The following is a 13,020-nucleotide window of genomic DNA, read 5'->3' as shown; positions in this document are numbered from 1 at the left end:
CCGTCGCCGGTTCAGTGGGCTTTTCGCAGCAGGCTGAGACTGACCTACTGCTGCAGGATAAAAGTCGCCAGGCTTTTCAGGTCGTCCGGGCTCAACTGCGCGAACGGCGGCATAGGCACATCCCCCCACTTTCCGCTGCCGCCGTGCTGGATGCTGGACATAAGCCTGTCCATTGCCTGCGGGTCCTTGGCATATTTGGCCGCCACATCGCGGTAGGCCGGGCCTACCACCTTGTGATCGGTCGCGTGGCAGGACAGGCAGGCATTGTTCTGCAGCAAGACCTTGGCATCGACTTTTGCCCCAGCCCCAGCCACCACCGGGGCGCTCGAGGCCGCCAGAACATCGGCATCATTGGCCTTCGCACTGCCGTAGGTCACCGCCAGGTAAGCGCCGATAACACTCACATCCCGGTCGCTGATCGGGGCACCGTACACGTGCTGCATCTTGCCCGCTTCAGCGGTCCAATGCGCCAGGCTCATACCAGGCGGCTGGAAGTTGATGTAATCGGCCGAATGGCAGACGGAACACTTCTGCTGCGCCAAAGCGTAGCCAGGCATCGTGCTGGGCTTGAACGCAGCCGTTTCAGGCGGCAGCGTAATGGACAGCGGCGCGGCGACAGCCAGGGTGGCCAGACAAACCTGAGCCGCGCAGAGCAAGGCGGTCATGCATTTCACAAGTTTCATGCGGCCCTCCTCAGGCGACGGTCACGTGGGTGGTTTCGACGACGTGGCGGCGGTAGCCAGCGGGATTCCAGTCGGCCTGCAGCGGTTGCGTCTCGCCAGCACTGTTGCTGGCCCGCACCATCAACGGTGTGGCGCCCTTGCCGGTAAAGGTGATCGGCAGCGTCCACTCACGGAAGGAGTAACGGCCAAGGTCCTGCCCGAGCGTGGATTCACGCCAGGTTTTTCCGCCGTCGATCGACACTTCCACCTTGTTGACCCCAACGCCACCGTCGAACGCGATGCCCTTGAGCACCACGCTTTTGTTCAGCGGCAATACATCGCCGTGTTTAACACTGGTGATGAAACTGCGGACCGGCAATCTGGAAATCGGCTGGGTTTTCGCCGCCGTGGTGCCTGGGGCAATACAGAAGCAATCGTTATCCGGAACCCGGTAACCCTTGGCCATGAAGAAACCGTCGTAGGTATGGTCGACGACTTCGATCTCACTCAGGTGCTTGACCCAGTACGTGCCGAAGTAGCCTGGCACCACCAGACGAATCGGGTATCCGTTGAGAAATGGCAGGTCGGTGCCATTCATCGACCACGCGATCATGGGCTCGCCGTCCATGGCATGGCTGATGTCCAGCGCCTTGATGAACTCCGGCGTGCTTGGCAACACCGGCTTATCGAGCCCACGGAAAGTCACTTGCCGGGCCTCGGCTTTCACACCGGCCTTTTCCAATACCGCCTTGAGTGGTACCCCTACCCAGCGCGCATTGCCCATGGAGCCATTGCCCAACTGCGCGCCGAACACGCGAGGCATCGAGAAGCCACGGCTGTTACCCGAACACTGATTGACGGCCACCACTTCCACCGGTGCGGCAAGGGCCTTGAGCTCGGCAAGGGAGAGTGACAGCGGCGTGTCGACCGAGCCCCTGATCGTCAGGCGGTAGCTGTCCGGATCGATGCTGGTAGGGAAATTGGCCAGGTGGTAACGCACGAAAAAGGCGTCATTGGGCGTGATCGGTCCTTCGTTGAAGACCGGGAACGGCGTCTCCAGATGCGGCGGCCGAGTGGTCACCAGGGTCAACGGGCGTTTTTGCGGGTATTGCACCAGCGGTCGTGGGCCTGCGGCAAAGGTCACGTCTTCGACGGATTCACTGGCCGCTGCGGATTCGTCGGATGCCCTGGCCAGGCTTGCCAACGGCGAGGTCGCCAAAGCCAAAGTGAAAGCATCGCGTAAAACCCGCCGGCGGCTCGGCTGGCTGCTGTCTACAAAACTGAACTTCATTCTGCGCTCTCTATGATTGTTTTATTGAGATGCAACTGACTGTGGGAGCGAGCTTGCTCGCGATGGTCGTTAACGAAAACGCGTGCTTACTGACTAAACGCGGCGCACTTGAGTCCATCGCGAGCCAGCTCGCTCCTACAAATTCCCGCCAGGGCGGAGAGGTATCAGGCTTACGGTTTCGCCTTACCGAGGTCGGAAAACAAACCAGTATCGTCAGGGCCGAACTGTCTGCTTCTCATTGAGCGTCAGTGACTTGACAATTGATGACAGGAACCCCCGTTACGGCCGGCGTAGACGCTCCGAGTTCAAAGCGCTGCCTGTGCCATCGCCCACAAAAAAACCCACTGACCGTCTCCGGTTCAGTGGGTTTTTTCACATCAGTCTAAAAACTGCCCTCGCCTGCTGCCGCCAAGGCAATGGTCTGTCCAAATTGCATAAACGCCAGCTTGTAGGAGCGAGCTTGCTCGCGATGGACGTCAACGATAACCCGTGCTGCCTGAGTGCCCGCGTTGTCCTGGCGTTTTTCGCGAGCAGGCTCGCTCCTACAGGGAATCAGGGGTATTTCGAGGGATCCGAGAGCAAAAAAGCCCACTGACCGTCGCCGGTTCAGTGGGCTTTTTTTGATTTAGCTTCTAGTTACAGAGCCATATCACTCGCAGCATTAGCCTTCGGCGCTTTCGCATCCGTATCGACGGTCACTGGCTTCACAGCCGGCGCAATCACCGCTGGTGGCGGAGTCAGTTCCAGCACCTTGGCGGTGTAGGCCCATTCTTCAGCAACCTTCTCGGGGCTGGCGTTCAGCTGGGTGCCGTAGCTCGGTACGATCTGGTGCAGTTTTGCCTGCCACTCAGGGGTCGCGACCTTGTCCTTGAACACTTTCTGCAGCACGGTCAGCATGATCGGTGCGGCGGTCGAAGCGCCTGGGGAGGCGCCCAGCAGGCCGGCGATGCTGCCGTCTTGCGAAGCGACGATTTCGGTGCCCAGTTTCAGCACGCCACCGGCGGCTTCGTCACGCTTGATGATCTGCACGCGCTGGCCGGCCTGCCACAGGCGCCAGTCTTCAGCCTTGGCGTTCGGGAAGTATTCCTTCAGGGCGTTGAGGCGGTCTTCGTCAGACAGCATCAACTGGCCTGCCAGGTACTCGACCAGCGGGTATTCCTTGATGCCGACCTTGGTCATTGGCCACACGTTGTGGGTGGTCGTGGTGGTCAGCAGGTCCAGGTACGAACCTTCTTTCAGGAACTTGGTGCTGAAGGTCGCGAACGGGCCAAACAGGATCACGCGCTTGCCGTCCAGCACGCGGGTGTCCAGGTGCGGAACCGACATTGGCGGTGCACCAACGGAGGCTTTGCCGTAGGCCTTGGCCAGGTGTTGCTCGGCGATGGTCGGGTTCTCGGTCACCAGGAACGAGCCGCCTACCGGGAAGCCTGCGTATTCCTTGGCTTCAGGAATGCCGGACTTCTGCAGCAGGTGCAGGGCACCGCCGCCGGCACCGATGAACACGAACTTGGCGTCGGTTTCGGTCTTGCTGCCGTCTTTCAGGTTTTTGTAGCTGACACGCCAGCTGCCGTCTTCGTTCCGGGTGATGTCCTGTACTTCGCTGGACAGCTTCAAGTCGAACTTCGGCGTGGTTTGCAGGTGCGCAACGAACTGGCGGGTGATTTCGCCGAAGTTCACGTCGGTACCCAGCGGGCTCCAGGTGGCCGCGATCTTCTGGCTCGGGTCACGCCCTTCCATCATCAGCGGCACCCACTGCTTGATCACAGCCGGGTCTTCGGAGTACTGCATGCCAGCGAACAGCGGGCTCGCTTGCAGGGCTTCGTAGCGTTTTTTCAGGAACTTGATGTTGTCATCGCCCCACACGAAGCTCATGTGCGGTGTGGAGTTGATGAACGAACGCGGGTTCTTCAGCACGCCTTGCTGAACCTGCCAGGCCCAGAACTGACGGGAGATCTGGAACGCTTCGTTGATTTCAACGGCCTTCGGAATCGAAACCTTGCCGTTCTCGTCTTCAGGGGTGTAGTTCAGCTCGGCCAGGGCGGAGTGACCGGTACCGGCGTTGTTCCAGCCGTTGGAGCTTTCCTGGGCGACGCCGTCGAGGCGCTCGATCATTTCCATCGAAGTGCCGGGTTCCAGCTCATTGAGCCACACACCCAGGGTCGCGCTCATGATGCCGCCGCCGATCAGCAGTACGTCGACTTTCTTGGCTTCTTCGGCCTGGGCTGTCGTCATCCCCAACGACAAGGCCAGCCCCAGCAGGGCTGTGTTCACTTTCTTAAACATCTGTAGCACCTATGATAAAACGCCATCCGCCCTTCCATCCTCATGCGCACAGCCCCGTGGTTCACGGCAGTCACGGGTGCGGCACTCAAGGATTGCAGGGTGGGCACACAAGGCCGACGAACCGCATCGACCCCACTTTAATGTCCCTTCTGAACTGACTTTTTATCTTTATTGGCTTCAGCTACTTGAGCGACAGTGATTCTGCTCGCCCGTCTCAAGGACAGGAAAACTGAATAGATCAAACCAAGTTGTCGCGAAGAATATCACGACAAGGCTTACCCGCGCGTCTGTTCCCGACCGGTTAGCCCGGGCCCGGGCGCCCGGCCTTCTATACTCATCCTGTTTTTCTCAACGAGTGTGTGAGCAACAGCCATCAGCGATAGGAGCAGTCATGAGCGACAAAGACGATCTGCGCAAGTACTCCTCTCAGGTAATCGACGGCGTAGAGGCCGCACCGGCACGCGCCATGCTGCGGGCCGTGGGCTTTACCGATGCAGACTTCACCAAGCCGCAGGTCGGCATCGCCTCGACCTGGGCCATGGTCACGCCCTGCAACATGCACATCGACAAGCTGGCGCTCGAAGCCGAAAAAGGCGCGAATGCCGCCGGTGCCAAGGGCGTGATATTCAACACCATCACCATTTCCGACGGCATCGCCAACGGCACCGAAGGCATGAAGTATTCGCTGGTGTCCCGCGAGGTGATCGCCGACTCCATCGAAGTGGTCACCGGTTGCGAAGGTTTCGACGGCCTGGTGACCATCGGCGGCTGCGACAAGAACATGCCGGGGTGCCTGATCGGCATGGCGCGGCTGAACCGACCGTCGATCTTTGTCTATGGCGGCACCATCCAGCCGGGGGCTGGCCACACCGACATCATTTCCGTGTTCGAGGCCGTGGGCCAACACGCGCGGGGCGACATCAGCGAGATTCAGGTCAAGCAGATCGAGGAAGTGGCGATTCCCGGCCCCGGTTCCTGTGGCGGCATGTACACCGCCAACACCATGGCCTCGGCCATTGAAGCCTTGGGCATGAGCCTGCCCGGCTCCAGCTCCCAGGACGCCATCGGCGCCGACAAGGCCTCGGACAGTTTCCGCGCCGGCCAGCAGGTCATGGAGCTGCTCAAGCTCGACCTCAAGCCTCGCGACATCATGACCCGCAAAGCTTTCGAGAACGCCATCCGCGTGGTGATCGCCCTCGCCGGCTCGACCAACGCCGTGCTGCATCTGCTGGCCATGGCCAATGCGGTGGATGTCGAACTGACCCTGGATGACTTCGTCGAGCTGGGCAAGGTTTCCCCGGTGGTCGCCGACCTGCGCCCCAGCGGTAAATACATGATGAGCGAGCTGGTGGCCATCGGCGGCATTCAACCGCTGATGAAGCGCATGCTCGATGCCGGCATGCTGCACGGCGATGTGCTGACCGTCACCGGCCAGACCCTGGCGGAAAACCTGGCCAGCGTGCCCGACTACCCGGCCGGCCAGGACGTGATCCGGCCTTTCGACCAGCCGATCAAAAAGGACTCCCACCTGGTCATTCTACGCGGCAACCTCTCGCCCACCGGCGCCGTGGCCAAGATCACCGGCAAGGAAGGCCTGCGCTTCGAAGGCACGGCCCGGGTCTATCACGGCGAAGAAGGTGCACTGGCCGGCATTCTCAATGGCGAAGTCCAGCCCGGCGAAGTGATCGTGATCCGCTACGAAGGGCCAAAGGGTGGCCCGGGCATGCGCGAAATGCTCTCGCCGACGTCGGCGGTCATGGGCAAGGGCCTGGGCAAGGAGGTTGCGCTGATCACCGACGGGCGTTTTTCCGGCGGTTCCCACGGTTTCGTGGTCGGTCACATCACGCCGGAAGCCTTTGAGGGCGGACCGATTGCACTGGTCGAGAATGGCGACAGGATCATCATCGATGCTGAAACCCGGCTGATCACGGTGGATGTCTCCGACGCCGTGCTGGCCGAGCGCAAGTCGCGCTGGGTGCGGCCGGAATCAAAATACAAGCGCGGGGTGCTGGCCAAGTATGCGAAGACGGTGTCCAGTGCTTCGGAGGGGGCTGTGACGGATAAGTATCTTTAGGCCACTGGTCCTGCGTTTTCTGGGCTATTGCCATCGCGAGCAAGCTCGCTCCCACAGTTGATCTTCGGCAAATGGAGATCCCCTGTGGGAGCGAGCTTGCTCGCGATGGCGTCCTGTCAGGCAACCTCTACCTCAAAACCTGAACCGATCAACCGACCGCGACAGCTGCCCCGCCGAAGCCGTCCACCCGATCACCTTGCAGTCGTCACCGGTTGCTTTTGCGCCATGCCCCGCAAAGACACCAGCAACAGGCTGACAAACGCACCGGCAACCGCGATGGCCATGTCCTTTTGCGAGTCCCAGGGATCGTTTTGCGCACCGACGAAGGCCTTCGCCGTGTCTTTGCCCAGGAAAGCACCGCCGATCCATTCCACCAGTTCGTACAAGGCCGATGTCGACAGCATGATGTTCAGGGTCACGAAAAACAGCCAGAACCCGCGCAGCGGCGTCAGTCGCCACAGGACTTCGCGCACCGGATAAACCAGCAGCAGCCCATAGCTCAGATGTACCAGGCGGTCGTAGTGATTGCGGTGAGCACCTGTCGCCCGGTCGAAACTGAAGCCCAACCACGCCGAAGACCATTGTTCGTAAGGCACCAGGGAATAGGTGTAGTGGGCGCCCAGTTCATGCACGCACAGAAACGCAAACACCAGCGTGATGGACACCGCAGACAAGCGAAACCGGCGAGAAACCGCTACCAACGTCCCCACCAGCAACAGCACCAGCAGGTTTTCCAGCGCCCAGTCCACCCGGCTGCGGGGAGCAAAACCCGACACCACGACAACCAGCAAAAACACCATGAGCAACGTCAGGTCGTGCCGTAAACGCGGGTCAGGCTGCATGGCGCAATACCTCGAAGTCAGGGCATCGCCCTTTTAACTTCGAGGTACGGTCACCGGGCAAGTTCGCTTTTTTCCTCCATCGCATGCTACGTTGTACGATGACTGATGAATACTCGAGCAGTCGTCGCGCTATCCCTACAACAACAAGGAAACACCCATGAAAAAAGCAACAGTGCTGATTGGTTTTCTGTGCCTGTTCAGCGGCTACGTCGCCGCCACCCCGGCCGCCGCGGACAAAGACGTGGCCCAGGCGGTCGACCACCTGACCCAGGCCATGCTGCACAAAGACATCCCGGAGCTGAACGCCTTGACCGCCGAGAACCTGACCTACGGGCATTCCAGCGGCAAGATCCAGGACAAGCAGGCCTTCATCACCGACATCGAAACCGGCAAAAGCGCGTTCAAGACCCTTGAGATGCAAAACCAGAGCATTACCGTCTCCGGCGATGTCGCGCTGGTCCGTCACCACTTCTCGGCGCAAGCGCTCAAAGGCACTGAGGTGGTGCCCACCGAAATCGAAAACTTCCAGATCTGGCAAAAGCAGGACGGAAAATGGCTGCTGGTAGGACGGCAGGCGTTCAAGTTCTGATGCACAGCTAAAACCACCCCTTAACCTGTGGGAGCGAGCTTGCTCGCGATAGCGTCATGCCAGTCGACATTGATGTTGAATGGACTACCGAATCGCGAGCAAGCTCGCTCCCACAGGTTTTTCGGGTGAATCAGTTGCCCCTCCATTCCCGCGGGCTGAGCCCGGTCTTGCGACGAAACGCCCGGGCCAGCGCCGAGGGGCTTTCGTAACCGACTTCCTCGGCAATCAACGCAATCGGCCGGCCCTCGCGCAAGCGCTTCTGTGCCAGGCTGATGCGCCAGCTCACCAGGTAATCCACCGGCGTCTGCCCGACCACCCGACGAAAATGTTCGGCGAAACTGGCCCGCGACATGTTGGCGGCGACCGAGAGTTCGGCCACGCTCCAGGCCTTGGCCGGGGTTTCATGCATCAGGCTCAGAGGCCGCGCCAGGCGCGCATCGGCGAGGCCGGCCATCATTCCCGGTTGCTGGCCACCAGTACTCAGAATGTGCCGCAGCAACAGAATCACCAGCAATTCAAACAACCGGTCCATTACGGCTTCACGCCCGCATGTGCCGTCAAACGCCTCGTTGAACAGCCATTCCAGAGTCCCGGCCAGTGCCGGGATTTCATCGAGCTTGAGCACCAGGTAATCAGGCAGTGCCGCCGCCAGGGCATTGCCCGCGCCGCCGTCGAAATCCAGGGTCGCGCAGACCAGTTGCGTGCCGGACGCTTCTGAAGCGAACAGGCGATGCCGATAGGGTCGGGGGAAAAATATCAGGGTCGGTTCGGTCAGTTGCAGATCCGGCTGATCCCCCAACCTGAGCAGCAACTCACCCGCCTGAAGCAGGTGCAAATGACCGCTGACCTGTTGGCCGTCGAAGGCGGTGGTACCGCAAAACGTGCCGCTATGGAACGTGCCGGCATTGACGCCAAAGTGTGTGAGCAACGTAGACAAGCGATCCATGACAAGGCTCCCGAAGGCAGTTCTGGACGATCTGTCGCATATCCTCGACGATTTGCACCCAACAAGCCAGGCGTTCTCCCTAACATCAGCTCCGTACCCAGCGCATTCCGCGCTTCACACCACGGAGTATCACCATGACCCGCATTACCCCGATCAGTCTGGAACACGCCACCGACGCCACCCGCCCGCTGCTGGAAGGCGTGCAGAAAAAAATCGGCTTTTTGCCCAACGTCTTCAAGGTATTGGCCCACGCCCCGGCGGTGCTGGCCTCGTTCCTGCAAAACTCGGCCGCACTGGGCAAGACGTCCCTGAGCGCCACGGAAAAAGAAGCGGTGTCCCTGGCTACTTCGCAGGTCAACGGCTGCGACTACTGCCTGGCCGCTCACACGCTGTTCGCCAGCAAGGCCGGGCTGTCGAAGCAGGACATCCTCAGCGCACGACACGGTGAACTAAACGCCATAGCCACCCTCGCCCGCCAGATCACCGAAAGCCGTGGCCACCTGACCGTCGAACAGATCGCCGCTGCGCGTGCCGCCGGTATCGACGACGGCAAGATCATCGAAGTGATCGCCCATGTAGCTTCGCAGACATTGACCAACTACCTGAACAACGCAGTGCTGACCGACATCGACTTCCCGGCCATCGATGCCTGAGCCCATCTAGCGTAAATCCAGTCTGAAAAAACCTGTCGGAGCGAACCAAAACCTGTGGGAGCGTCACTTCAGATTGATCGCGATCATAAGACGATCAGGTATTGGTTTTCAGCTTGGTCCACAGCCTCGTGCTCAACCGTGCGATGGCCGCGGGCAAGTCCTCGACGGTGAACAGCTTGTCCATCACGTTTTTCGGCGGGTAGATCGCCAGGTCCTGCTTCACCGCCGGGTCAACGAAGGCATCCGCCGCACTGTTGGGGTTGGCGTAATGGATGCTGTTGCTGATGTTGGCAATCACCTTCGGCTCCAGCAGGTAGTTCATGTAGCCGTAGCCGTTGCGCTCATGGGGCGCGTTCTTGGGCATGACCACCATGTCCAGCCACAAGGTGGAACCCTCGTCCGGGATCGAGTAGGCAATATCGATCCCGTTTTTCGCCTCCCTGGCACTGGCGGCGGCCTGCACGATGTCGCCGTTGAAACCGATCACCGCGCAGACGTTACCGTTGGCCAGGTCGCTGATGTACTTGGACGCATGGAAATACTGGACGTAAGGCCGGATCTTCAGCAGCGCCTGCTCGGCTTTCTTGTAGTCGGCAGGCTCATGGCTGTGGGGCGGCAGGCCCAGATAGTTAAGCGTGATCGGCAGGATCTGCGTCGGGTTGTCGATGATCGCCACCCCACATTCGCTGAGCTTCTTGATGTTGTTCTCGTCGAAAAACAGGCTCCAGGACCGGGTGACGTCGGTATTGCCGAAGATCGCCTTGATCTTCTCGACGTTGTAACCGATGCCCGCCGTGCCCCACATGTAGGGGTAGCCGTACTGGTTGCCCGGATCGTTGACCTCAAGTTTTTTCATCAACGCCGGATCGAGGTTTTTCCAGTTGGGCAACTGGCTCCGGTCGAGTTTCTGGATGGCACCGGCCTTGATCAGGCGCGACAGGAAGTGGTTCGACGGGCTGACCACGTCATACCCGGTGTTGCCGGTCATCAGCTTCGATTCCAGCACTTCGTTGCTGTCGTGGATGTCGTAGGTCGCCTTGATCCCGGTTTCCTTGTTGAAGTTGACCAGGGTGTCGTCGGCGATGTAGCCGTTCCAGTTGGAAATATTGACGGTTTCGTCGGCATGAGTCACGGCGGAAAAGGTCGAGATCAGGGCCACAAGGGAAAGCGTATTGACGCGCATGTTGAATCACCTTCGATGGGAAGTGCTTTTGTTCTTGTTGTGAAATGGGTGTTTTCAGATTTCGCTTCTGGCCCGGACCGTCTCCACGCGCATACGCAGCATGGCACCGATGTCGAGCAAGGGCTTGGGCGGCAGCCAGCCGGGTTGTGCCCGTTGAATGACCGATTGCAGCAACGGCGAATCACGACCCGAGGCCAACTCCGCCAGCAAGCGGCCCCACAGCGTGCCCCGTGCCACGCCGGAACCATTGCACCCGGCCACGGCGAAAACGCCCTCCTCGACTTTGCCGAAATACGGCTGCCCGGAACGCGAAGCGCTGAGATGACCGGTCCAGGTGTATTCGATGTCCTGCTCGCCGAGCATCGGGAAACGTCGTTGCAACCCCAGCACATGGTGCTGGCGGCGGATCGACAATTCGCTCAATGAAAGATCCCGCGAGCGGTATTCCGCGGTGTTGCGAATCATCACCCGGCGATCCGGGGTCAGGCGCACCGTGGCGCCCAACGGGCGGGTCGACAGCACGCCCCAGGACGCTGGCTCACCAAGGGTTTGAAACTCTTGATCGCTGAGCGGCCGCGTAAGGCTGGCGCTGAGTTCCATTGCGAAGGTGCCGCTGTCATCGATGCCCGCGCGAGGGATAAAGGCGTTCAGGCAGACCAAAACCTGTTTGGCTTCGACACAGCCGTTTTGGCCCCGGGCGCGAATCCGGCCGTCACCCAGGCGCTCAAGACCTGCGATATCGGTGTTCTCGTAGACCGTCACTGTCGGCGGCAGGGCATCGAGCAAGCCCCTAACGTACTTCGCCGGTTGCAGCAGCGCATTGCCGTTGCCGCACCAGATCGCGGCGCGGTAGTGCCAGCTGCCGAGTTTTTCGATCAATGGCTCGCCTTGCAGAAATTGCGCGCTGGCGCCAACGGTACGCAGGGTCTGCAGCTTGGCCTCGACGTGAGTCAGCTTGCGTGGGTCGCTGACGGCGAAGAAGTAGCCCGATTCCCTGAAGTCGCATTCGATGCCATGGCGGGTGATCTGCTTGCGGACTTCGTCGGCGGCTGCGCGGCCGATTGCCGTATCCGCTTGATACCCGGCGAATCCGTCGCTACCCAGTAGCTCCCCGGCAGCGGGATGCTCATGAGCCACCACAAAACCGGAGTTGCGCGCCGAAGCGCCTTGCGCGGCACGCTGGCGGTCAACAACCACGATACGTGCCTGGGGGTGCATTTGCGCCAGAGCGTGCGCCGCACTTAGGCCGGTGATGCCAGCACCGATCACCAGCCAATCGGCTTGCTGCGCGCCTTTGAGCGGCTCGCGCAAGGGGGAACTCCCCGCTTGCGCAATCCAGCCACAGATATTTTCCATGTGTCACCTCAGGTTCTTGTTCTGCGAACCGTCTCGATCCAAAACAGCACTGCATGCAGAATTTGCATAAGCTGTTTTCGAGGACGGTGGCGATGACTAGAATCTAAAGGCTCAAAACGCAGGCAACCAACGTTATTAAATCATCGAGGTATTCTGAAAACGCATGGACAAGATTCGCCACGTGCCCTCGCTGCAGGGCTTGCAGGCTTTGGTCGAGGTTGCCGGGTCAGGCAGCTTCACCCAAGCGGCGCAAAAGCTCTGCCTGACCCAGAGCGCGGTGAGCCGACAGATTCAGCAACTGGAGAGCCACTTTGGCCTGCCGCTGTTTGTCAGGAGCAGCCGCAGCCTTCAACTGACCGCCGAGGGCGAACAGGTACTGGCCAGCGCCCGCAGCATCCTTGAACAGTTGCGCACCCTCGAAGACCGGCTCGCGCCGCAAAAACGCCCGTTCCGCATTCGCATGCACGTGTCACTGGCGGTGCGCTGGCTGCTGCCCAAACTGAGCGATTTCTACCGGCATCACCCGGACGTATCCCTGGCAATCGAAACCGTGGCCACCGAAGTGGTCGAGCCGGCCAGCGACAGTGACGCCTACATTCTCTATCTGCCTGAGCCGTCCACAGCGCCCGATTGCCTGACCCTGTTCGAAGAGGCATTGGTGCCCGTGTGCGCGCCAGGGCTCGGCACCAACGACCGGCCATTGGCTTCGCAAGAAGATCTGTCGGGTTTCGCGTTGCTGCACCGCTCCTCCGATCAACATGACTGGAAGGTCTGGCTGTCAGCCCATGGTGGCATGTCGCTGCATGACTACCGGCACATCCCTTTCAACCTCGACGAACTGGCACTCGATGCCGCCGCCCGGGGCCTGGGCGTGGCGATGACCGACATGACCCTGGCGGGTGAGTCGATTCAACGGGGCGAACTGGTGATTCCGTTCGGGGAGCCGTTGAAGACACGGGGGATCTACTCGCTGTGCCTGCAACCCTCGGCGGCATCGCACCCAGCCTGCGCACCGGTCATGCAATGGTTTGCCGCGCAAACCACAACACCGCCAGTCAACTAAGCCCCAGAATCTGTGGGAGCGAGCTTGCTCGCGATGAGGGCGTGCCAGTCGGTATCACAGGTGTCTGACACACCGCTA

The 13,020-nt window shown here is 60.4% G+C and carries 11 protein-coding genes; 4 read left to right on the top strand and 7 right to left on the bottom strand.

The window, feature by feature from the left end; genetic code table 11:
* Positions 1 to 44: 44 nt before the first annotated feature.
* The 3 genes from KW840_RS27320 to mqo form a co-directional block, all read right to left on the bottom strand.
* Positions 45 to 683 carry a c-type cytochrome gene (locus KW840_RS27320; RefSeq protein WP_218498381.1) on the bottom strand — a complete coding sequence of 213 codons (639 nt, stop codon included), beginning with the start codon at positions 681 to 683 and terminating at the stop codon, positions 45 to 47.
* Between the two features lie 10 nt (positions 684 to 693).
* Positions 694 to 1,953: a molybdopterin-dependent oxidoreductase gene (locus KW840_RS27315; protein ID WP_218498380.1), complete on the bottom strand. Its 1,260-nt coding sequence runs from the start codon at positions 1,951 to 1,953 to the stop codon at positions 694 to 696.
* 636 nt (positions 1,954 to 2,589) lie between these two features.
* Positions 2,590 to 4,236 (bottom strand): malate dehydrogenase (quinone), encoded by a 1,647-nt coding sequence (mqo, locus tag KW840_RS27310; protein WP_218498379.1) that lies wholly within the window; start codon positions 4,234 to 4,236, stop codon positions 2,590 to 2,592.
* A 391-nt stretch (positions 4,237 to 4,627) separates the two neighbouring features.
* On the opposite strand from mqo, the gene ilvD reads away from it, so the two are divergent.
* Positions 4,628 to 6,310 carry a dihydroxy-acid dehydratase gene (ilvD, locus tag KW840_RS27305; protein ID WP_090454829.1) on the top strand — a complete coding sequence of 561 codons (1,683 nt, stop codon included), beginning with the start codon at positions 4,628 to 4,630 and terminating at the stop codon, positions 6,308 to 6,310.
* Positions 6,311 to 6,501: 191 nt separating this feature from the next.
* Here the strand turns inward: ilvD and KW840_RS27300 are convergent, their stop codons facing one another.
* Positions 6,502 to 7,152: a DUF2238 domain-containing protein gene (locus KW840_RS27300; protein ID WP_218498378.1), complete on the bottom strand. Its 651-nt coding sequence runs from the start codon at positions 7,150 to 7,152 to the stop codon at positions 6,502 to 6,504.
* 157 nt (positions 7,153 to 7,309) lie between these two features.
* Here KW840_RS27300 and KW840_RS27295 point away from each other — a divergent pair, with 157 nt between their 5' ends.
* Positions 7,310 to 7,741 (top strand): nuclear transport factor 2 family protein, encoded by a 432-nt coding sequence (locus KW840_RS27295; RefSeq protein ID WP_218498377.1) that lies wholly within the window; start codon positions 7,310 to 7,312, stop codon positions 7,739 to 7,741.
* Positions 7,742 to 7,871: 130 nt separating this feature from the next.
* Here the strand turns inward: KW840_RS27295 and KW840_RS27290 are convergent, their stop codons facing one another.
* Positions 7,872 to 8,687 (bottom strand): AraC family transcriptional regulator, encoded by an 816-nt coding sequence (locus KW840_RS27290; protein WP_090454826.1) that lies wholly within the window; start codon positions 8,685 to 8,687, stop codon positions 7,872 to 7,874.
* Between the two features lie 134 nt (positions 8,688 to 8,821).
* Between KW840_RS27290 and KW840_RS27285 the strand changes: the two genes are divergently transcribed.
* On the top strand, positions 8,822 to 9,340 hold the full coding sequence (locus KW840_RS27285) for a carboxymuconolactone decarboxylase family protein (RefSeq protein WP_218498376.1): 519 nt from the start codon (positions 8,822 to 8,824) through the stop codon (positions 9,338 to 9,340).
* 94 nt (positions 9,341 to 9,434) lie between these two features.
* Here KW840_RS27285 and KW840_RS27280 read toward each other — a convergent pair whose 3' ends face one another.
* Together KW840_RS27280 and KW840_RS27275 are read right to left on the bottom strand one after the other, a co-directional pair.
* Entirely contained in the window at positions 9,435 to 10,523 is a 1,089-nt protein-coding gene (locus KW840_RS27280) for a polyamine ABC transporter substrate-binding protein (RefSeq protein ID WP_218498375.1), read from the bottom strand.
* Between the two features lie 54 nt (positions 10,524 to 10,577).
* Positions 10,578 to 11,879 (bottom strand): FAD-binding oxidoreductase, encoded by a 1,302-nt coding sequence (locus KW840_RS27275; protein WP_218498374.1) that lies wholly within the window; start codon positions 11,877 to 11,879, stop codon positions 10,578 to 10,580.
* A gap of 163 nt (positions 11,880 to 12,042) precedes the next feature.
* Here KW840_RS27275 and KW840_RS27270 point away from each other — a divergent pair, with 163 nt between their 5' ends.
* The gene (locus tag KW840_RS27270) at positions 12,043 to 12,942 is read left to right on the top strand and encodes a LysR substrate-binding domain-containing protein (RefSeq protein ID WP_090454822.1); all 900 of its coding nucleotides are present in this window, start codon (positions 12,043 to 12,045) and stop codon (positions 12,940 to 12,942) included.
* The last annotated feature ends 78 nt before the right edge of the window (positions 12,943 to 13,020 follow it).

The sequence above is a fragment of the Pseudomonas sp. PDM30 genome (genome assembly GCF_019218985.1).
Taxonomy (GTDB): Bacteria; Pseudomonadota; Gammaproteobacteria; order Pseudomonadales; family Pseudomonadaceae; genus Aquipseudomonas; species Aquipseudomonas jessenii.
The sequence above is the reverse complement of the archived record's forward strand: the minus strand, read 5'-3'. Positions and strand labels throughout refer to the sequence as shown.